Below are 19,671 nucleotides of genomic sequence, written 5' to 3' on the forward strand. Positions count from 1 at the left end.
TGCTGCGCGATCTGCCGATCTGCAATGAACGGTCAGCGCTGCTCAGGCACGCCGGTCTGCAGCGCCAGAGCGTGCAGCACGTCACCCATCTGGCCGCGCAGCGATTGATAGACGAGCTGATGCTGCTGCACGCGGGATTTGCCGCGGAACGATTCCGAGATCACCGTCGCGGCGTAATGGTCGCCGTCGCCGGCGAGATCGCGAATCGTCACCTGGGCGTCAGGGATGGCAGACTTGATCATCTGCTCGATATCGTGGGCATCCATGGGCATCCCGGTGCATCTCCTTATGTCAGGCAGGCGCCGCATCCCGTGGACGATGTAGCCCGCAGGGCCCGCGGCTTGGCTGCACTCCCATCAGTGGCCCGCCGAGCACGGCGAATCAAGGCGTTCTCGCGGGACCGTGATGGTGAAATCTAGCGCGAACCGCTTTCGAGGTCACGCGCGGAACCACTATATACCGGGATCAAACGAGATACGTCGGACCGGGTGACGCACCCAAAAGGCTGAATCGTGAGGGCGACATGAAGCTTCCAGGACCGGATCACCCGATCACCATCACCCCCAATCCGAAACGTGTGCGGGTGATCGCCGACGGCGCCGTGATTGCCGACACCACCCGCGCGTTGACGCTGAAGGAAGCGAGCTACCCCGCGGTTCAATACGTGCCGCGGGCCGACGCCGACATGGCGGCCCTGCAGAAGACCGATCGTGTCACCCATTGTCCGTACAAGGGGGATGCGAGCTATTTCAGCGTCGTCGCCAACGGCAAGACATTGGACAATGCGATCTGGAGCTACGAGGCGCCCTTCCCGGCGATGACCGAGATCTCGGGCCACCTGGCGTTCTATCCGGACAAGGTGCGGATCGAGGAGATCGCAGTTGATTGAACTGCGGTGACAGCCCGCCGCGCGGCGGGCGCGAGGCCATACCGGCGCGGCGGTCGTTTCGGTCACTGACCTGATGGCGTGCTACACTCTGAAAATCGTAAGCCCCAGAATCAGGAGCACGAGGAAGATCACCAGGAAGATGTAGAACAGGATCCGCGCAATGTCGGCGGAAGCTGCCGAAATGCCGGTGAAGCCGAGAATACCGGCCACCACCGAGATCACGAAGAACAGCAACGCCCATTTGAGAAGTGTCACGGTATGGTCCTCCGGTTCTGCGCCGTGCCGGCGCGGCGCCTCACTAACGATGCCGCGGGGAACCGGTTCCTTCGGCCATCGATCCCGTCGCCGAGAAGTGCGCAACCCACGGCAGTCCCGCCCGTAACTTCGTAGGTCGTCGGTTCGTAAGGATATCGGGAGCGGAAATCGGCAGAGGGTGTGAGAAACCGGCTTGCGGACCGCGGCACTTGCTGATTTGCAGCACCAACGACAACATCTGGTGGTCCGGCGCCGTCATTCGCTCGCTTGCGGGCGTCTCCAGCGAATGACGGTGCCAGACAGTCACACGATCTCATTGAATCATTCCGGCTCGCGCAGCCTTGGACGGCGTTTGCGTGACGCCCCGCGGCGAAGGGGATGCGAACGTCACATCCGCTGCACGGGCCGGGCAGCAGCGACGCTGGGGGGCATATGGTCATATCGGTTACACAATCGGCGGCGGCCGCAAAGGTCGAGCTTCAGGCCCGCCCGCGCGCCCGGGCGCGCAACGCCGCGCTCGATCACGCCCGGACATTCCTGACGCTGGTGGTGCTGCTCCACCACGCCGTGATTCCCTATACCTATTTCGGGCACACCGATCCGACGTCCTTCCTCGGCTTCGATGCCATCGTGCTGGCCACCGACAGCTTCTTCATGGCCATGTTCTTCTTCCTGTCGGGCCTGTTCGTGTGGTCGGGCCTTGCTCACAAGTCGACGCTGCAATTCCTGCGCGACCGGCTGTTGCGTCTTGGCCTGCCCTTCGCCATCGCGGCCCTGACCGTCATTCCGTTTGCCTATTACGCGATCGAGCTGCGCGCCAATCCCGAAGCCAGCTTCGCTGCCTTCTGGTGGAAGACGGTCACGGTCGGTCCATGGCCGAGCGGGCCGATCTGGTTCATCTGGGTGCTGCTGGCGTTCGACACCTCGGCGGCCCTGCTGTACCGCGTCTCGCCGCGCCTGCTGGATCCGATCAACCGGCTGTCGCAGCGCGCCTTCGAGAATCCGGGCGACTTCTTCTTCGTCTTCCTGCTGATCACTGGCGTGCTCTACATCCCGTCCCGGCTCTATTTCGGCCCGACCTTCTGGTTCGAGGCCGGACCGCTCTCGGTGCAGGCCAGCCGCGTCTTGCTCTACGCCGCCTATTTCTACGTCGGGGCTGGCATCGGCTCGGCCAATTTCGAACGCGGCCTGCTGGCCGCAGAAGGGCAGATGTCGCAGCGCGGACTCGGGGCCTGGATCGTGGTCACGCTCGTGCCCTATGCGCTGCTCTGGGTGCTGATCACGATCAAGCGCCAGGTGCTGGGCAATCCGCCCGTGTTGCCGCAGTGGTACGAGGCGGCCTACGGCTTCTTGTTCGTCATCTTCAGCGCCGCGATCCTGTTCGCGATCCTGTCCTACTTCCTCAACAACCGCCGCTCGGAATTCTCCGTGCTCGATCGCATGCAGGCCGATGCCTATGGCATGTTCCTGGTGCACTATCCGATCGTGCTGTGGATCCAGTACTGGCTGTTCGACCTCAATCTGCCGGCCATTGCCAAGGCCACGATCGCCTTTGTCGCCACCGTGCTCCTGAGCTGGGGTGCAACGTGGGCGCTACGGCAGATTCCGGGAGCGAAGAACGTGCTGTAAGCACGACCCTGTCTCCTCCGTCATTGCGAGGAGCGAAGCGAAGAAGCAATGCAGACTGCATCCGCCGATGGAATCCTGGATTGCTTCGCTTCGCTCGCAATGACGCCGGGCAAGGCTGCGGCGCTCACGGCAAACTCCCCTGTCGTCCCTGCGAAAGCAGGGATCCATAACCACAGGGCGTCGTTGTTGAAAGAGCTCAACGACCAGCGTGCGTGACAACCGCGGCCGCGGAGTCTGGGTCCCGGATCGGCGCCGCGACGGCGCCTTGCGCCGTCGTGGCTTGTCCGGGACGACAGGGGTGAGTTAGGCGGCCCCGCCCATGTAGCCGGGCAGCCAGCTCTCGAAGCGGGTCTTGAGCGCAGTGACCTCGACCGACGCCTCGCCAGCGATGGCAAGCGCTGTGCCGCCTGTCGTGCCGATGCGCGTGCACGACACGCCGGCGCCGCGCATCTTGGCAAGCACGCGGCCAGCCTCGGTCTCCGGCACCGTCACGAGATAGCGCGCCTGGTCCTCGCCGAACCAATACGCATGCGGCACGATCGACGCAGGCGCGGCCAGCAGCCGCGCGCCGATCCCGGAGGCCATCGCCATCTCGGCGAGCCCCACCAGCAGGCCGCCGTCGGAGAGATCGTGTGCGGCCGTCGCCGTGCCCGCATGGATCATGCCGCGGACGACATCGCCGATGCGCTTCTCGGCGGCGAGATCGACCGGCGGCGGGGCGCCCTCCTCGCGGCCGCAGATGTCGCGCAGGTAGACCGACTGGCCGAGCCAGCCATGGGTCTCGCCGATCAACAGGATCGCCTCGCCCTCGGCCTTGAACGCGATGCTCGCCGATTTGGTGAAATCATCGAGCAGGCCGACGCCTCCGATCGACGGCGTGGGCAGGATCGCGCGGCCATTGGTCTCGTTGTAGAGCGAGACGTTTCCGGAGACGACGGGGAAGTCGAGCGCGCGGCAGGCTTCCGAAATGCCTTTCAGACAGCCGACGAACTGCCCCATGATCTCGGGCCGCTCCGGGTTGCCGAAATTGAGATTGTCGGTGATGGCGAGCGGCCGGCCGCCGACCGCGGTGATGTTGCGCCAGGCCTCCGCGACGGCCTGCTTGCCACCCTCGAACGGGTCGGCCTCGCAATAGCGCGGCGTGACGTCGACGGTGAGCGCAAGCCCCTTCGGGCCATCCTGCACGCGCACCACTGCGGCATCGCCGCCGGGGCGCTGCACGGTGTTGCCGAGGATCACATGGTCGTACTGCTCCCAGATCCAGCGCTTGGAGCACAGATCGGGCGTTGCGACGAGCTTCTCCAACGCCGGGATGATGTCCATCGGCGACTTGACCTCGCGGGCGTGGATCACCGGCAGCGCCGATGAGGCCACATGCGGACGGTCGTACAGCGGCGCCTCGTCACCGAGCTCCTTGATCGGCAGGTCGGCCATGACGTCGCCGCCATGCTTCACCACGAACCGCTTGCTCGGCGTGGTGTAGCCGACCACCGCGAAATCGAGCCCCCATTTGCGGAAGATCGCTTCCGCCTCCTTCTCCTTCTCCGGCTTCAGCACCATGAGCATGCGCTCCTGGCTTTCGGAGAGCATCATCTCGTAGGCGCTCATGCCGATCTCACGGGTCGGCACGGCATCGAGATCGAGATCGACGCCGAGGTCGCCCTTGGCGCCCATCTCGACCGCCGAGCAGGTCAGGCCGGCCGCACCCATGTCCTGGATCGCAATCACGCAGTCCGCGGCCATGATCTCTAGGCACGCCTCCAGCAGCAGCTTCTCGGCGAAGGGGTCGCCGACCTGCACCGTCGGGCGCTTCTCCTCCGAGGAATCGTCGAACTCGGCCGAGGCCATCGAGGCGCCATGAATGCCGTCGCGGCCGGTCTTGGAGCCGAGATAGACGATCGGCATGTTCACGCCGGAGGCCGCCGCATAGAAGATCTTGTCGGCGTCGGCGAGGCCGACCGCCATGGCGTTGACCAGGATGTTGCCGTCATAGCGGGTGTGGAAGCGGGTCTGGCCGCCGACCGTCGGAACGCCAAACGAGTTGCCATAGCCGCCGATACCGGCCACCACCCCGGACACCAGATGCCGGGTCTTGGGATGCTCCGGCGCGCCGAACGACAGCGCGTTCAGGCAGGCGATCGGGCGCGCGCCCATCGTGAACACGTCGCGCAGGATGCCGCCGACGCCGGTGGTCGCACCCTGGTACGGCTCAATGTAGCTCGGGTGGTTGTGGCTCTCCATCTTGAACACGACCGCCTGGCCGTCGCCGATGTCGATCACGCCGGCATTCTCGCCGGGGCCTTGGATCACCCAGGGCGCCTTGGTCGGCAGTCCCCGCAGATGGATGCGCGACGACTTGTACGAGCAGTGCTCGTTCCACATCGCCGAGAAGATGCCGAGCTCGGTAAAGGTCGGCACCCGCCCAATCAGCTTCAGGATGCGCTCATATTCATCGGGCTTCAGCCCGTGGGCGGCGACGAGCTCGGGGGTGATCTGCGGTTCATTGCGCATGGAGAAATGCCTTTGCCCGTGGGCCGCTGGTCCCTTGAAGCCTGCTTCATAGAAAGATCGCCAGGGCGGGAAAAGGCCTTTTACGGCCCTATTCCGCCCTGTCCAGAGCTTTGGCCCGGACCGCCAGAAGGGATATTTGCAGATTGGCGACCAATCGGATTTAAGACGGTAAATCAACAGTTAAAGGCCCTGACACGTGCACGACCTGTCCCGTTCCGCCTTCGAGAACCGTCCTGGCATCCACATCGCGACCGACGGCGAGTTCGCCGGCTGGCGGACCTGGATGCGCGACAGCTACGAATCCCACACCGGGCCATTCTGGCACCGGATGGAGGACGATGGCTCGATCCGCTGCGCCTTCCGGGTCGAGAAGAAGCACCTCAACGGCGGCGGCAACGTCCATGGCGGCTGCCTGATGACCTTCGCCGACTACTGCCTGTTCGCCTTCGCCGCGCCGATCATGCAGGGCCCGGGTGTCACGGTGTCGTTCTCGTCCGAGTTCCTCGATGCCGCGCGTGAGGGCGAACTGATCGAGGCTACCGGCGAGGTCACCCGCGCCGGCGCCTCGCTGATCTTCCTGCGCGGCATGCTGCATTCCGGCCCGAGGCCGCTGTTCTCGTTCTCTGGGACCATCAAGCGGGTCAAGCGGCGGACGCCGGAGGCGGCGAACTCGCCGTAGCGGATGATGTCGTAGCCCGGATGAGCGCAGCGATATCCGGGGTCTCACGCGCGCTGTCCGTGAACCCGGATATCGCTGCACTCACCCGGGCTTCCGGCGTCACCCCGCGAGCTGCTTCTCGGCGAGGGCGATCCACTCGGCCTGCGCCTTGCGCACATGTCGTGGCGCGCGCTTCATCTGGATCAGCAGCTCGGTGAACACGACCTTGGCCTCATCGATCCGGCCGACCAGCTTGAGCAACGTGCCGTAGCGGACCTTCGCCTCGCTGCCCGGCGCATAGTCCAGCAGCGCCTGGTACTCCTCGATTGCCTCGTCGGTGCGGCCGGCTTCCTGCAAAGCCCGCGCATAGAGCAGATGCGCCTCGGCCGAATTGTAGTCCGGCCAGGCCTTCTGCAGCTCGTCGAGCGTCGCCAGCGCATCCGTGGGGCGGCGGCGCGCGAACTGCGCCTTGGCCTTGCCGAGCGCGAACAGCGGCTCGTGGCCCATCGGCAGGCTCAGGATGTGATCGTAATGCTGCTCCGCCTCGTCATAGCGTCCGACGGCGACGCATTCCTCGGCCAGCGCCGCGCGGTTGGCGATCGTGTCCGTGATCGCGACACGATCGGACAACTCGCGGTAGTACTTCTCCGGGTCGAGCTTGTTGGCGACGCGCTTGCGCGCCTTCTGGACGTCGTGGCTGCCCAGCCATTCCGGCACCAGCTCGACCACGATGTAGGCGAGTGCGCCGATCAAGGGGACCAGCAAAATGATGAACGCCCAGGGCTGCATCCGCCCGGTACGCGAGGCGTGGTAGATCAGCGAGATCTGAAGAAGTATAATGACGAGTGCAACCGGCACGGCGGTCCCCACGGCCAATCCCTACACGCCGACGTTGATAGCGTGGCCGAGCGCGGCCGACAATCCCGCATCCGCCGGCTCAATTGACGAGGCCGGTTGGACGCATCGGGACAACGGCCGGTTCAAACAGCAGAGCAAGGCTTGTTCAATGGCCGTACGGAAGGCGATCCTGTCGCGCAAAAAGGGCGGAAGCGCGTCGCGCTCCCGCCCTCGAGCCGCCGTCGTATCGCCGCGCCGCTATTGCTGCTGGTCGATGACCTGTACCACCTTCTGATCGCGGGGGTCGACCAGCACGACCTGCTCGCCGATCGCCAGATACTGGTAGTTGGCGAGCTCCGGATTGCTGCGCGCGAGCTCATCGGGCACGCGGCGCAGGCTCAGGCAGCTCGGTCCGGACGAGGTCGATGACGATGTCGTCGAGCCCACCGTGCCCGTCTCGGTGGCGGCGCGGCGCAGGATCTGGCGCTGATCGTCCGACAGCACGATGCGGGTCGAACTTACGCCGTAGCCACCGCGGTCATAGCCGCGATCGGCGCGCATGCCGTTTTGCGGGATCACGTCGACGATCTCGCGGCTGCGCGGATCGATGATGGCGATCTCGTCATGCACGACCGTGTACTCGTAGCCGCGATATTGCGGAACGATGGTGACGATCTCCGACGGCAGCGGACGCGGCCGCACGCGCTCCGGCAGGCGCTCGCCGACATTGATGCGGATGTCGATATCGGTGCGGGCACGGTCGAAGTCGTGATCACGCTTGAGCTGGTCGACCACGCGGGTCTTCTGCTGCTCGTTGACCGAAACCTGCGTGCTGGAGCGGGTGCTGTTGGTCTGGGTCTGGTTGCTGGCCTGCCCGGTCGCTTCCGGCTTGCCCGCGGTGGCGCCGGCCGGACCGGTCTGCTGGTTCTGCTGCGCGGTCGTGCTCTTGCTGTCCGTTGCGCCCGGCTGATTGGCCTGCCTGCTGCGGTCGGTCTGCTTGTCGGCCGCCTGGTCCGACGTGCCGGCCTTGCGCTCGTCCTGGCTCTGCCGGCTCTTGTCGATGCCGCTGCGATCGGCCTCGCGGTCGGATTTGCGGTCGGTTGCACCCGACTTGCTCTCGGCCGCGCGATCCTCGCCCTTGCGCGGTTCGTCGGCGCGTCCCTGCTGTTGCTTCGACTCGGCCTTGCCCTTGCTGTCAGACTGCTTGCTGTCAGCTTGGGACCTGGTCTCGGCGCTGTCCTTGGCATCGTGGTCGCGCTGCGCCGACGCCGGCCCGCGCTCAGCCTTGCTGTCAGCGCCCTGCTTGGTCTCATGCGCCGAGCGCTCCGAGGCTCGCTCCTGCGCGCTCTGCTTCGCATCGGACCCGGCGCGTTCCGCCGCGGCAGCGCCGCCGCCCTTGGACTCCGCGCCCGGACGGGCCGCCTCGCGCGGCGAGGCCGCGGCCGGGCCACCCTCGTGCTTCATTTCCGATTGCGCTGACGCGGCATTCGCACCCGCGCCGATCGCGAGAATGATGGCGGCAGTTCCCAGCCAATGTTTCGTCGTCATATAAGAACCTCCTTGGTTCATGCCCCATGGAATCGGGCGGACAACGCAAACAGCCGCCCGGTGTTGCCGGGCGGCGCGAGAAAAAAGCTACGGAACGATTTCGATGAACGGCCTTCAGGCCGCGCGATCGAGATGGGCGACGAGACCGGCAAACAGGCCGCGACCGTCGGTGCAGCCCATGATGTCCTCGACGTGATTCTCGGGATGCGGCATCATGCCAAGCACATTCCCGTTCTCGTTGACGATGCCGGCGATGGAATGCGCAGCACCGTTGATGTTGCTGATGTCGCCGACCTCGCCATCGGCCGAGCAGTAGCGATAGAGCACGCGGCCATCGCCATTGAGGCGCTTCAGGGTCTCCTCGTCGGCTGCATAGTTGCCCTCGCCATGGGCGACCGGCACGCGGATCACCTGGCCGGCATTGTAGCCGCGCGTGAACGGCGAGTCGGAGCGCTCGACCCGCAGATGCACGTCCTTGCAGATGAACTTGAGCTTGTCGTTGCGCATCAGCACGCCCGGCAGCAGGCCGGATTCGCACAGGATCTGGAAGCCGTTGCAGACGCCGAGCACAAGACCGCCTTTGGCGGCGTGGTCGCGCACCGCATCCATGACAGGTGCCCTGGCCGCGATCGCGCCACAGCGCAGATAGTCGCCATAGGAGAAGCCGCCGGGGACGACGACGAGATCGGTGCCCTTCGGCAGCGACGTCTCGGCGTGCCACACCATCGCCGGCTCATGGCCGGAGATCATGCGCAGCGCGCGCGCCATGTCGCGCTCGCGATTGATGCCGGGGAAGACGAGAACGGCGGATTTCATGATCTTACGTGCTTGCTCGAGGATCGCTCCCTCGCGGCCACGCGAGAGTGTTTGAGTCTGACGAGAACTCCCTGTTCAACGCTCGCACGCCGGCAAGGAGCTCATCGACCGAATGTTCGACAAGGACCAGATCACGCGAGATCTCCAGCAGTCGCTCGTAGATCTCGCGCTCGGTCACGGCCATTGCCCTATCCCAGCAGCTCCACCCGGTAATTCTCGATCACCGTGTTGGCGAGCAGCTTGTCGGCGGCCGCCTTCAGGGCGGCCTCCGCCTTGGCCTTGTCGGCGCCTTCGAGCTCGATGTCGAACACCTTGCCCTGGCGCACGCTCGCGACGCCGTCGACGCCGAGCGATTTGAGGGCGCCCTCGATCGCCTTGCCCTGCGGATCGAGGATGCCGGATTTCAGCGTCACCGTGACACGCGCTTTCACGTCTTGTTCCCTTTTAGCTCTTGACGAGAACCGGACCGGAGCCCACCGGACGCTCGTTCTCCATCAGGATGCCGAGCCGCTTGGCGACCTCGGTATAGGCCTCCAGAAGGCCGCCAAGATCGCGGCGGAAGCGGTCCTTGTCGAGCTTCTCGTTCGACTTGATGTCCCACAGCCGGCAGGAATCGGGGGAAATCTCGTCGGCGACGATGATCCGCATCATCTCGTTCTCGAACAGCCGGCCGCACTCCATCTTGAAGTCGACGAGGCGGATGCCGATGCCGAGGAAGAGCCCGGTCAGGAAGTCGTTGACGCGGATGGCGAGCGCCATGATGTCGTCGATCTCCTGGGGGGTCGCCCAGCCGAACGCGGTGATGTGCTCCTCCGACACCATGGGGTCGTTGAGCTGGTCGTTCTTGTAATAGAATTCGATGATCGAACGCGGCAGCTGGGTGCCTTCCTCGATGCCGAGGCGCTGCGACAGCGAGCCCGCCGCCACATTTCGAACGACGACCTCGAGCGGCACGATCTCGACCTCGCGAATCAACTGCTCGCGCATGTTGAGCCGGCGGATGAAGTGAGTCGGTACCCCGATGTCGTTGAGGTGCTGAAACAGGTACTCCGAGATGCGGTTGTTGAGGACGCCCTTGCCTTCGATCACCTGGTGCTTCTTGGCATTGAAGGCGGTGGCGTCGTCCTTGAAGTGCTGGATCAGGGTGCCCGGCTCGGGGCCTTCGTACAGGACCTTGGCCTTGCCTTCATAAATGCGACGCCGACGGCTCATTGGGATGTACCGTGTTTTGTTGAAATCCATGAAATGGTGGGCTCCGGATGACTTTGGACAGGACCACGACGGAGCTGCCGCGAGGGCCCGGATGTTAAGGAAACAGAACGAGAACCGGGCCTGTGGGAAACCTATCTCATTGGTGTCCCGAGCACAATCGATCCGGGCCTCGGGAGCGGAGTTTTACCGCCCTTCCCTGCGGCCTCGTACCCGTTGTATTGGCAAGATGTTCCAATTATTTAGGCGTGCGGCCACCGCCCCGCAACCGCCTGCGCGGTTAACCCTCTTCGGCAACACTGGAAGTTCCGACCATGACCACGTTCGACAAGCGCGAGGACGCCTTCGAGAAGCAATTCGCCCATGACGAGGAATTGAAGTTCAAGGCAGAAGCCCGCCGCAACAAGCTGCTCGGCCTGTGGGCAGCCGAAAAGCTCGGCAAGTCCGGCGCTGACGCCGACGCCTACGCAAAGGAGGTCGTCGCGGCCGATTTCGAGGAAGCGGGCGATGCCGACGTGCTGCGCAAGGTGCTGGGCGACCTCACCGCCAAGGGCGCTTCCGTTACCGAGGCCGAGGTCCGCGCCAAGATGAGCGAGCTGCTGGCGACCGCGGTCGCCCAGATCAAGGCGGGATAGTGCGAGGCCAATAGCGGCTTGGGAGTAGCGAATGGGGATGTCCGTCCCCTCTTCGCTACTCGCCTGCTTTGACGTACACCCACGCGCGAGTGCCGGAGCGCAGCACCACATCTACCCGCTTGTAATCGGCCACCTCGTACTGGTCGGCTGCGTGCAGTTCGGCTGCCGTGATTTCAAACACCGTTCCGTCGACGGCATCGTCAGGATCGTCGCTCGGCACGACGATAGGGTGAAACTGCTCTCCACTGCTGGCGAGCACATCCGGGTCCGTGATCTCAATGAAGCTCTTTCTGAAGCCCTGCATCGAATCGGCACGCCCGACGAGACGTCGGCCGAAAGACTTCAATTGAACGCTTTCGAGCTGAAGCGTGCCATAGGAGAACAGGAACGTGGTCTGGATGACGCTCAAGCGCAGTCTCCGCGCGATCTGGCCAATCGCGGATAGACATATCTGACACCAGAGTGAATGGCGAGCAGCAAATAGGATGTCGTTCTATTCGCTACTCGCTATTCCCTGCTCGCTATTCCTCTTTAAATCCATATTCCGGCACGTTGCCGCTGGCGCCGTAATATTTGTACGGCAGGAACTTGCCCGACATCGTGATCTTGACGCGGTCGCCCTTGGCATTGGGCAGGCGCTCCATCACCATGTCGAAATCGATCGCCGACATGATGCCGTCGCCGAATTCCTCCTGGATCAGCTCCTTCCAGGCCGGGCCGTTGATCATCACGAGCTCGTAGAAGCGGTAGATCAGCGGATCGGTCGGCGGCATCTGCACGCCCTCGCCACGCATCGGCGTCTCGTTCAGCATCGCGATCTCGGACTTCGACAGGCCGAACAGCTCGCCCGCATTGGCGGCCTGCGGCTTGGTCAGCTTCATCTGGCCGAGGATGGCGCCGACGATCAGCACCTCGGAATAGCCGCCGATCGTCTCGCAGATGTACTTCCAGCTCCAGCCCTTCTCGCGCTTGATATCGAGCAGCTTCTCGGTGAGGTCGGATCGCTTCATGCTTGGTCTCCCTTGAGAGTCTTCGTTGATGGGTTTCTTCCGGCTGGGCGTCAGCGGGCGATCGCCTGCGGCGCGTCGTTCTCGACCGGGTTGGACGCGACGATCGTCGGCTCGCTGCGCCCGATCTTCACCACCGGCACCTTGCGCGGGTCGTAATCGGGCGTCTCGGCGGTGAAGGTCTTGCTGCGGCTGACCAGGAAGTCGATGATGTGGTTGCGCAGCGCGTAGTACAGCGGATGGCGGTGCAGGTCGCCGCGCAGCCGGTCCTTCGGCAGCGGGTTCTCGACGATCTCCGCCAGCACCGCGCCCGGCCCGTTGGTCATCAGCACGATCTTGTCGGCGAGATAGATCGCCTCATCGACATCGTGGGTGATCATGAACACGGTCTGGCCGGTCTCGACGCAGATGCGACGGACCTCGTCCTGCAGCGTGCCGCGCGTCAGCGCATCGAGCGCTGAGAACGGCTCGTCCATCAGCATGATCTTCGGCGTGATCGACAGCGCGCGGGCAATGCCGACGCGCTGCTTCATGCCGCCGGACAGCTCCGACGGCCGCTTGTGCTCCGAGCCGGCGAGGCCGACGAGCTCGATATATTTCAGCGCATGCGCCTTGACCTTGGCGCGGTCCCATTTGCGCCACTTCGACGAGACTGCATAGGCGACATTGCCGAGCACCGTCCGCCATGGCAGCAGCGCGTGGCTCTGGAAGATGACGGCACGGTCGAGGCTCGGCCCCTCGATCGCCTGGCCGTCGACGATGACGGCGCCCTCGCTCGGCACGTCGAGGCCGGCAAGAACATTCAGCACCGTGGTCTTGCCGCAGCCGGAATGGCCGATCACGCAGACGAACTCGCCGCGCGCCATCGCGAGCCAGAGGTTCTCGAAGATCGTCGTGCTGCGCGCCCCGTTGTAGCGCTTGGCGATCCCTTCGATGGAGATGAACTTGTCGGTCATAGGAAGGCCTTTCCGTTCCCTCCCCCCGTGTGGGGGAGGGTCAGGGAGGGGGGTCCCCCATGAAGACTCGTGCGTGGGGCACCCCCACCCCTAACCCCTCCCCGCAAGGGGGAGGGGAACGGAGTTGCGCACCTTGCAGCAGTTCGCCTGATCATGCCCTACTCCGGAAACGTCACGAGCCGCGACACGCGGGCCAGGATCTGATCCAGCACCATGCCGACGAGCCCGATCAGCAGGATCGCGATGATCACGTTGGTGATCGACAGGTTGTTCCACTCGTTCCAGACGAAGTAGCCGATGCCGGTGCCGCCGACGAGCATCTCGGCGGCGACGATCACGAGCCAGGCGATGCCGATCGAGATCCGCATGCCCGTCAGGATCGTCGGCGCCGCCGCTGGCAGGATGACGGTGAAGGCGCGGCGGAAATTCCCGACCTCGAGGGTGCGGGCGACGTTGATCCACTCCTTGCGCACGCTCGCGACGCCGAAGGCGGTGTTGATCAGCATCGGCCAAACCGAGCAGATGAAGATCACGAAGATCGCCGACAGGCTGGAATCCTTGATGGTGTAGAGCGCCAGCGGCATCCAGGCGAGCGGCGAGATCGGCTTGAGAATCTGGATGAACGGATCGAGCGCCTTGCTCATCAAGGGCGACATGCCGATCAGGAAGCCGAGCGGGATCGCGACCGCGACCGCGATCAGGTAGCCGAGCATGACCCGCCCGAGCGAGAAGGCGAGCTGGATGCCGAGCCCCTTGTCGTTCGGACCGTTGTCGTAGAACGGCCGCCGCAGATGCTCCCACAGCTTGGCGCCGACATCGAGCGGCCCGGGCATCGCCGACTTGCCTTGCGTCGCTGTCATGCCCATCAGCTTGGCGTATTCGGGGCTCATGTTGGCAGCCGTGCCCGTGCTGCGGGTGGCGATATGCCAGGCGCCGAGGAAGACGGCGAGCAGAAAGATCGAGACGACGGCGGCGCGCAGGCGGAGTGAGGCGGTCATGACATCGCTCCACCCACGCTGTCGTCCCTGCGAACGCAGGGACCCATAGCCACCGTCGGCAGTTGATGGAAACGATTGTCGCTACCGCCCCTGCCCCAAGACAGGTCACGGCGTATGGGTCCCCGCGTTCGCGGGGACGACACCGGTGGTGTGGTTGGCGGCGTGTTCATCACCATGGGTGGGGTCGGCAGCGTCGCCCTCGTCGCCCCCATCACGACGCCTTCTTGATCTTGAAGCTGGCGACGTAGTCGTCCGGCTTGGTCGGGTCGAACGGCTTGCCCATCACCGAGAACGATTTGTAGGAGTCCTTTGGCGGCGTCAGGCCCATGTCGGTCATGACCTTGCGGGTGTCGGTGGCGAGATAGATCTGCTCGGCGACCGCCTTGTAGTCGACGTCGCCCTTGATCTGGCCCCAGCGCTTCATCTGGGTCAGCATCCACACCGCAAAGGACTGCCACGGGAACGGATCGAAATCGACGCGCTTCGGATCGGTCTTCACCCCGCCGAGGCCGTCGGCATAGGTGCCGGTCAGCACCTGCTCCAGCACCGTCACCGGCGCGTTGATGTAGTTGGCCGGCGCGATCGCCTCGGCGATCTGCTTGCGGTTCTCGGCCTTCGACGCATAGGCGGTGGCATCGACGATGGCGCGGGTCAGCGCAGCGAAGCTGTTCGGCGCGGCCGTGATGAACTCGCGGCTCGCCGCGAAGCTGCAGCAGGGGTGACCGTCCCAGATCTCCTTCGAGAGAATATGCAGGAAGCCGACGCCGTCAAAGATCGCACGCTGGCAGATGTTGTCCGGCGCGAGGAAGCCGTCGATGTTGTCGGCGCGCAGGTTCGCGACCATCTCCGGCGGCGGCACCGATCGCAGTTGCACGTCGGTGTCGGGATCGATGCCGTGCTCGGCGAGATAGTAGCGCAAGAGATAATTGTGCATCGAATAGTCGAACGGAATGGCGAACTTCATGCCCTTCCAGTCCTTCGGGTCGCGCTTGTCCTTGTGCTTCATCGCAAGCACGATGCCCTGCCCGTTGATATTCTCGATCGCGGGCACGGTAAACGGGATTGGCTGCGCGCCGAGTCCGAGCGAGATCGCGATCGGCATCGGTGCCAGCATGTGCGAGGCGTCGTATTCCTTGTTGATGGTCTTGTCACGGATGACGGCCCAGCCGGCGGTCTTCACGACCTCGACGTTCAGGCCGGCCTTGGCATAAAAGCCGAGCGGCGCGGCCATGATGATCGGCGTCGCGCAGGTGATCGGGATGAAGCCGACCTTGAGATCCTTCTTCTCGGGCGCGCCCGCTTCGGCAAAGGCTTCGGTCGCCGTCTTCAGCGGAAAGAATTGTGAGACCGCGGCGAGCGCGGTGGCGGCGCCCACCGACTTCAGGAACGCGCGACGGGTGGCTGCTTCCGGAAACACCGCGCGCAGCACGGCTGACGCGACCACGTTCTCGTAACGCTTCTCGGTGGAGTCCGCCACGGGCTCACAGCGCAGCGTCCGCACGGCGTGCTCGTGCTCGGCCGGACTGCGATGCTGGCCGCAGATACAACCGGCATTCACGCTGGCCTCGGCATCGAACGGATCATCGAAAATCGACATGTGCTGCGCCCCTTTGTCACACCTGCGCGAACTGCGCCTTCGAACTGCTCATCCGGCCGCATTTTTCAGCGGCCGGACGTGCATAACATGCAGCTTCTATGCCGCCTTGCTGGTCATCGCCGGCATCGGCAGACCTTCCTCGATCGGCAGCGACGGGTCGCGCGACCACTCGTTCCACGAGCCGAAATACATCCGCACATCCTTCACGCCGGCGTTCTTCAGAGCGAGGAAGGTGTTCGACGCACGCGCGCCCTTGAAGCAGTAGAGATAGACCGGCGTGTCCTGGGAGATGCCGACGGTGGCGCATTCGGCGAGGATCTCGTCCTTCGACTTGAAGCGCGGACCTTCGGCGGTCGGCTTCATCATGCGGTACCATTCGAGCCAGACGGCGCCGGGGATGCGGCCCTTGCGCGGGCAGAAATCCTTGCCGTAGGGCGAGGAGGAATCGCCGATCCACTCGTCGACATCGCGGACATCGAGAATGGCGATGGCGGGATTGCCGACCGCCGCCAGCATGGCCTTGGCGTCGATCAGGATGCTGCCCGCCTCCGGCACGATCGCGAACGAGGCCTTGGCCGGCGACGGCACATCGGTGGTCACGGCCATGCCTGCGGCAACCCAGGCATCGTAGCCGCCATGCAGCACCTTGATCTTGGGATAGCCCAGCATCGTCAGCAGGAAGTAGCCGCGGCAGGACTGGCCGAAGCCGGAGTTCATCGACTGCTCGTAGACGACGGCGGTCTCGGCACCCGACAGGCCGGCGGCGCCGAACGCGTCGGCGAATTTCGTCTTCAGCTCCTCGATGCCTTCCGGCGTCGACGTCGCGAGATAGGTGAAGATTTCATGGACGTTGACCGCGCCGGGAAGATGTCCCGCGCCATAGGCATCCGGATTGCGGGTGTCGATGACGACACACGGTTCTTTCTTGATGAAATCAGCGAGTTCGCCGGCAGTAATCAGAACGTCCGTCATGGCAGGCCTCTCCTGGTCTAAACTTTGTTGGTTTGCCGTTCTCGCCGGCGTCAGCCGTCGGCGAGCATCTTGCGGAGCTGCTTGGTCGCGGGGGTGACGATCGCGACGAAATAGGCCTCGCGCAGGCGACGTTCGGCGCGATTGCCCTTGATGTAGCCGCGCGCTCCGCAATGGAGCATCGCGGCGTGAGCCGCAGCCACGCTGGCCTCCCCGGCCCGGAGGCGCAGCGCGACGACCTTGCGCCAGGTGGTCTCGTCCGTGTTGAACGGATCGCTGGCGAGGATCATGGTCTCCCGTGCGAGCTCATCGGCGAGCGCGCTGAAGTCGACCGGCTGCTGCGGCAGATAGCGGTTGACGTGGCCGAGCGGCGCCTCGACCTCCTGCATGATCTTGATGCAGTCCCTGATCAGGCCGAGCGCCATGCCGGCCTGCAGAAGAATGAAGCCGGCGCGGATCTTCTTCACGAAGGGGCCAGCGGGATCTGCTAGAATCAGCTCGTCCGGCACGAACAGGTCGCGGAGCTGGATGCCGTAGGTGCCGGTGCCGTCCATTGCGAGAAACTGCTGGCACGGCTGCAGCGTCACCGCCGGGTCCGAACAGTCGACGATGAACATCACGATCTCGCCGGGCGCATCCTCGCGCTCGAAGATCGTGCCGAACATGTGGTCCGGCCCGAGGTTCGAGACCCAGGGCAGCACGCCGCGCACGACATAGCCGCCCTCCACTTTCCGGCCCTTCAGCTTGAGCTTCTCGATGCCGAAGAAGCTCTTCATCGGGTTGGAAAGGCCGGTGCCGCCGAGCAGCCTGCCGCTCGCGGCATCGTCGAGCAGACGCTTCTTGAGCGCCTTGTTGTCCGAATTGGCGATGTACCAGACCAGCGTGTTCTGGCACCACGCCATGAAGGCGGAAGCGCCGCAGACCTCGCCGATCGCGCCGATGGCATCGATCGCACAGTTGAGATCCGCCGCGCCATTGTCCGGCACGTGGCTGCTCCACGCGCCGACCTCGCCGAAGCGGCGGAGAACGTCAGCCGGATACACCGTTCCGGCGTCGATTCCGCTGGCCAGCGGCGCAAGCTCGTTGCGCGCGATCGCCGCGACCTGCTCCACGGTCGACGGCACGGGCATCACGCCCGCACTGTCGATCGCCAGATGCTGTCCGAGTGAACCCATGACGTCCTCCGCTCCACATGGCCTCGAGCCAGGCTCAGACGCCGACCTCGAGATTGACAGGCCGCGTGAAGGTGTTGGCGACGGGCGACCACTTCTTCACGTGGTCGACCAGGGCCTGGACCTCCTCCTTGGAAATGCCTTCGCACTCCATGTCGACCTTGACGCGCACGTCGGTGAAGCCGACCGGCTTCTCGCTGACGTCGCCGGTGCCCCAGACGGCGGTGATGTTGAGGTCGCCCTCGAGCTCCAGCTCGAGCTTGTTGACGGTCCAGCCGCGATGCACGGCATTGGCGTGCAAACCCACCGCAAGGCAGGAGCCGAGCGCGGCCAGCGAGGCCTCCGACGGATTGGGCGCGGTGTCGTCACCGAGCAGGCCCGGCGGCTCGTCGACGATGTAGGGCGCGAGGTTGCGGATATAGTTGGCGTGGCGGAACTTGCCTTCCGCCACGGTCTTGCACTTCAGGGTCTTGATGACCTTGGGGTTGGCCTTGCCGTTGACGATGAGCTGTTCGAGCCCGTTCTTGTCGATGGGTGCGAGGCAGCCCGTCAGCGCCGTCTTCTGAACCACAGCGGTCATCTCATTTCTCTCCCTGGGATGAGGATACCGAACGGTCTGTATCCTGCACGAAGCGTGCCAGAGAGGCCGAAAATCAAAAGCCGGAATGATCCTCGCGGCTTACGCGATCAGGGCGGCGAGCGGCGCCCCGCCACGACCCAGCCGCTGCCCAAGCGCGATGCAGAATGCCGCCTCCAGCGATCAAATTGAGCGCAACGCTGCCTCGACCGCATCAGCAGCCTTGCTGACTCACGCGCACAGCGATTAAGCTCGTACACATGGGCAAGTCAGCTGCGGGCAAACAAACCGGCAAGAAGCAGGCGATCGCAAGGACGATCGCGGCCAGCGATGACGAATCCGCGCGCGGCCGTCTGCTCGGCGCCGCCACGCGGCTGTTCTGCAAGAACGGCATCAATGCCACCGGCATCGATGCGATCATCAGCGAGGCGGGCACCGCGAAGACCACGCTCTACAAGCTGTTCGGATCGAAGACCGCGCTCGTCACCGCCGTGCTCGAAAGCGAAGGCAAGCAGTGGCGTGAATGGTTCATCGCGGAAATGGAGAGCGGCGGCGGTGACGCCGAGACCAAGCTGGCACGCATCTTTCCGGCGCTGAAGAGCTGGTTCGGCGAGGAGCGCTTCTACGGCTGTCCCTTCATCAATGCAGTCGGCGAGCACGACAAGGACCAGAAGCAGTTTCGCACCATTGCAATGCGCCACAAGAAAGTGGTGCTGGCGCATATCGAGAAGCTCGCCCGTGAGATGGGCGCTGCCGAGCCGGAGAGCTTCTCGCATCAGCTCGCACTGCTGATCGACGGCGCGATCGTGGCGGCGATGGTGTCACGCAATCCCGAGGTCGCGGACACGGCCGGGCTGGCCGCGAAGGCGCTGATCGAGCCGGCGAAGCACAAGACGGGAAAGCGCCTCGGCAAGCCGGACACGCAGCTCGCCGCTGTGTGAAGCGGCCTGCTCGCCCTGAGTCCCACCCACCGTCATTCTGGGGCAAGGCCGCAGGCCTTGAACCCGGAATCTCTATCTTGTCTTGCGTCCATTCCTCACAATCTCGAGATTCCGGATTCAATCGCCAACGCGCAAGCGCGTTGGCGATTGAATCCGGAATGACGGCGGAATGGACGGGGAGGACGGAGCTGTCAACTCGTGACGCCGCGGAGCGCCCCGTGCAAAGCCATCAATCGAACTAGCGGAAGTAGTCTGTCACAAGCTTCACGTCGGCCTGATCCGCGACTGCGCCGTTCAGGCTCGAATCGATCACGCGGCGGCAGGCGGCGACCGCAGCCTCGTCGCCGAGCTCGTTGGCCGCTTCGAGCACATGCCAGACCGCATCGACTGCCGCGCCGTCCGCAGGCGCCTCGCGATGGCCGAGCCGTTGCTCTCCGCGAAGAGGAAATCCCATGCCGCTCATCCGC

Annotated in this window: 22 protein-coding genes; 5 read left to right on the top strand and 17 right to left on the bottom strand. The window is 64.5% G+C overall.

From position 1 onward, the window contains the following. Nucleotides 1-32: 32 nt before the first annotated feature. Entirely contained in the window at nucleotides 33-272 is a 240-nt protein-coding gene (locus QX121_RS08065; protein WP_315737357.1) for a BolA family transcriptional regulator, read from the bottom strand. A gap of 251 nt (nucleotides 273-523) precedes the next feature. Here QX121_RS08065 and QX121_RS08070 point away from each other — a divergent pair, with 251 nt between their 5' ends. Continuing rightward, nucleotides 524-889 (top strand): DUF427 domain-containing protein, encoded by a 366-nt coding sequence (locus QX121_RS08070; RefSeq protein ID WP_315811606.1) that lies wholly within the window; start codon nucleotides 524-526, stop codon nucleotides 887-889. An 81-nt stretch (nucleotides 890-970) separates the two neighbouring features. Here QX121_RS08070 and QX121_RS08075 read toward each other — a convergent pair whose 3' ends face one another. Continuing rightward, nucleotides 971-1,144: a DUF1328 domain-containing protein gene (locus tag QX121_RS08075; protein WP_009031962.1), complete on the bottom strand. Its 174-nt coding sequence runs from the start codon at nucleotides 1,142-1,144 to the stop codon at nucleotides 971-973. A 432-nt stretch (nucleotides 1,145-1,576) separates the two neighbouring features. On the opposite strand from QX121_RS08075, the gene QX121_RS08080 reads away from it, so the two are divergent. Further along, nucleotides 1,577-2,773 carry an acyltransferase gene (locus QX121_RS08080; RefSeq protein ID WP_315776528.1) on the top strand — a complete coding sequence of 399 codons (1,197 nt, stop codon included), beginning with the start codon at nucleotides 1,577-1,579 and terminating at the stop codon, nucleotides 2,771-2,773. 303 nt (nucleotides 2,774-3,076) lie between these two features. On the opposite strand, the gene purL is transcribed toward QX121_RS08080, so the two are convergent. Then, nucleotides 3,077-5,284 carry a phosphoribosylformylglycinamidine synthase subunit PurL gene (gene purL, locus QX121_RS08085; RefSeq protein WP_315737354.1) on the bottom strand — a complete coding sequence of 736 codons (2,208 nt, stop codon included), beginning with the start codon at nucleotides 5,282-5,284 and terminating at the stop codon, nucleotides 3,077-3,079. 196 nt (nucleotides 5,285-5,480) lie between these two features. On the opposite strand from purL, the gene QX121_RS08090 reads away from it, so the two are divergent. Next, nucleotides 5,481-5,963 carry a PaaI family thioesterase gene (locus QX121_RS08090; protein WP_315759029.1) on the top strand — a complete coding sequence of 161 codons (483 nt, stop codon included), beginning with the start codon at nucleotides 5,481-5,483 and terminating at the stop codon, nucleotides 5,961-5,963. A gap of 99 nt (nucleotides 5,964-6,062) precedes the next feature. Here the strand turns inward: QX121_RS08090 and QX121_RS08095 are convergent, their stop codons facing one another. From QX121_RS08095 to purC, 5 genes are all read right to left on the bottom strand, one after another. Continuing rightward, the gene (locus QX121_RS08095; RefSeq protein ID WP_315776551.1) at nucleotides 6,063-6,800 is read right to left on the bottom strand and encodes a tetratricopeptide repeat protein; all 738 of its coding nucleotides are present in this window, start codon (nucleotides 6,798-6,800) and stop codon (nucleotides 6,063-6,065) included. 237 nt (nucleotides 6,801-7,037) lie between these two features. Beyond that, a complete protein-coding gene (locus tag QX121_RS08100; RefSeq protein ID WP_315811633.1) occupies nucleotides 7,038-8,243 on the bottom strand; it encodes a DUF1236 domain-containing protein in 1,206 nt (401 codons plus the stop codon). Between the two features lie 198 nt (nucleotides 8,244-8,441). Continuing rightward, on the bottom strand, nucleotides 8,442-9,143 hold the full coding sequence (purQ, locus tag QX121_RS08105; RefSeq protein ID WP_315779744.1) for a phosphoribosylformylglycinamidine synthase subunit PurQ: 702 nt from the start codon (nucleotides 9,141-9,143) through the stop codon (nucleotides 8,442-8,444). 188 nt (nucleotides 9,144-9,331) lie between these two features. Then, complete coding sequence (gene purS / locus QX121_RS08110) at nucleotides 9,332-9,574, bottom strand: phosphoribosylformylglycinamidine synthase subunit PurS (protein ID WP_315759032.1); 243 nt, start codon at nucleotides 9,572-9,574, stop codon at nucleotides 9,332-9,334. A 13-nt stretch (nucleotides 9,575-9,587) separates the two neighbouring features. Then, complete coding sequence (purC, locus tag QX121_RS08115; protein WP_208866972.1) at nucleotides 9,588-10,355, bottom strand: phosphoribosylaminoimidazolesuccinocarboxamide synthase; 768 nt, start codon at nucleotides 10,353-10,355, stop codon at nucleotides 9,588-9,590. A gap of 311 nt (nucleotides 10,356-10,666) precedes the next feature. Between purC and QX121_RS08120 the strand changes: the two genes are divergently transcribed. Next, nucleotides 10,667-10,987: a DUF1476 domain-containing protein gene (locus tag QX121_RS08120; protein WP_315798246.1), complete on the top strand. Its 321-nt coding sequence runs from the start codon at nucleotides 10,667-10,669 to the stop codon at nucleotides 10,985-10,987. Between the two features lie 55 nt (nucleotides 10,988-11,042). On the opposite strand, the gene QX121_RS08125 is transcribed toward QX121_RS08120, so the two are convergent. From QX121_RS08125 to QX121_RS08160, 8 genes are all read right to left on the bottom strand, one after another. Continuing rightward, nucleotides 11,043-11,396, bottom strand: a complete 354-nt coding sequence (locus tag QX121_RS08125) for a gamma-glutamylcyclotransferase family protein (RefSeq protein WP_315811607.1) — start codon at nucleotides 11,394-11,396, stop codon at nucleotides 11,043-11,045. Between the two features lie 112 nt (nucleotides 11,397-11,508). Beyond that, the gene (gene cynS, locus QX121_RS08130; RefSeq protein ID WP_315779742.1) at nucleotides 11,509-11,997 is read right to left on the bottom strand and encodes a cyanase; all 489 of its coding nucleotides are present in this window, start codon (nucleotides 11,995-11,997) and stop codon (nucleotides 11,509-11,511) included. Between the two features lie 50 nt (nucleotides 11,998-12,047). Further along, nucleotides 12,048-12,950 carry an ABC transporter ATP-binding protein gene (locus QX121_RS08135; RefSeq protein WP_315811608.1) on the bottom strand — a complete coding sequence of 301 codons (903 nt, stop codon included), beginning with the start codon at nucleotides 12,948-12,950 and terminating at the stop codon, nucleotides 12,048-12,050. 158 nt (nucleotides 12,951-13,108) lie between these two features. Then, nucleotides 13,109-13,948 (bottom strand): nitrate ABC transporter permease, encoded by an 840-nt coding sequence (ntrB, locus tag QX121_RS08140; protein WP_315737347.1) that lies wholly within the window; start codon nucleotides 13,946-13,948, stop codon nucleotides 13,109-13,111. A gap of 211 nt (nucleotides 13,949-14,159) precedes the next feature. Further along, nucleotides 14,160-15,545, bottom strand: coding sequence for a CmpA/NrtA family ABC transporter substrate-binding protein (locus QX121_RS08145; protein WP_315811609.1), 1,386 nt, complete (start codon nucleotides 15,543-15,545; stop codon nucleotides 14,160-14,162). A 96-nt stretch (nucleotides 15,546-15,641) separates the two neighbouring features. Continuing rightward, complete coding sequence (locus QX121_RS08150; protein WP_315811610.1) at nucleotides 15,642-16,517, bottom strand: sulfurtransferase; 876 nt, start codon at nucleotides 16,515-16,517, stop codon at nucleotides 15,642-15,644. 50 nt (nucleotides 16,518-16,567) lie between these two features. Further along, nucleotides 16,568-17,689 (bottom strand): acyl-CoA dehydrogenase family protein, encoded by a 1,122-nt coding sequence (locus tag QX121_RS08155; RefSeq protein ID WP_315811611.1) that lies wholly within the window; start codon nucleotides 17,687-17,689, stop codon nucleotides 16,568-16,570. Between the two features lie 34 nt (nucleotides 17,690-17,723). Then, the gene (locus QX121_RS08160) at nucleotides 17,724-18,266 is read right to left on the bottom strand and encodes an OsmC family protein (protein WP_315737343.1); all 543 of its coding nucleotides are present in this window, start codon (nucleotides 18,264-18,266) and stop codon (nucleotides 17,724-17,726) included. Nucleotides 18,267-18,523: 257 nt separating this feature from the next. On the opposite strand from QX121_RS08160, the gene QX121_RS08165 reads away from it, so the two are divergent. Continuing rightward, nucleotides 18,524-19,204: a TetR/AcrR family transcriptional regulator gene (locus tag QX121_RS08165; RefSeq protein ID WP_315737342.1), complete on the top strand. Its 681-nt coding sequence runs from the start codon at nucleotides 18,524-18,526 to the stop codon at nucleotides 19,202-19,204. Between the two features lie 238 nt (nucleotides 19,205-19,442). Here the strand turns inward: QX121_RS08165 and QX121_RS08170 are convergent, their stop codons facing one another. Further along, the gene (locus QX121_RS08170; protein WP_315811612.1) at nucleotides 19,443-19,658 is read right to left on the bottom strand and encodes a hypothetical protein; all 216 of its coding nucleotides are present in this window, start codon (nucleotides 19,656-19,658) and stop codon (nucleotides 19,443-19,445) included. Nucleotides 19,659-19,671 lie beyond the last annotated feature (13 nt).

This window comes from Bradyrhizobium sp. SZCCHNR2028 (assembly GCF_032380995.1).
In the GTDB taxonomy this organism is placed as follows: Bacteria; Pseudomonadota; Alphaproteobacteria; order Rhizobiales; family Xanthobacteraceae; genus Bradyrhizobium.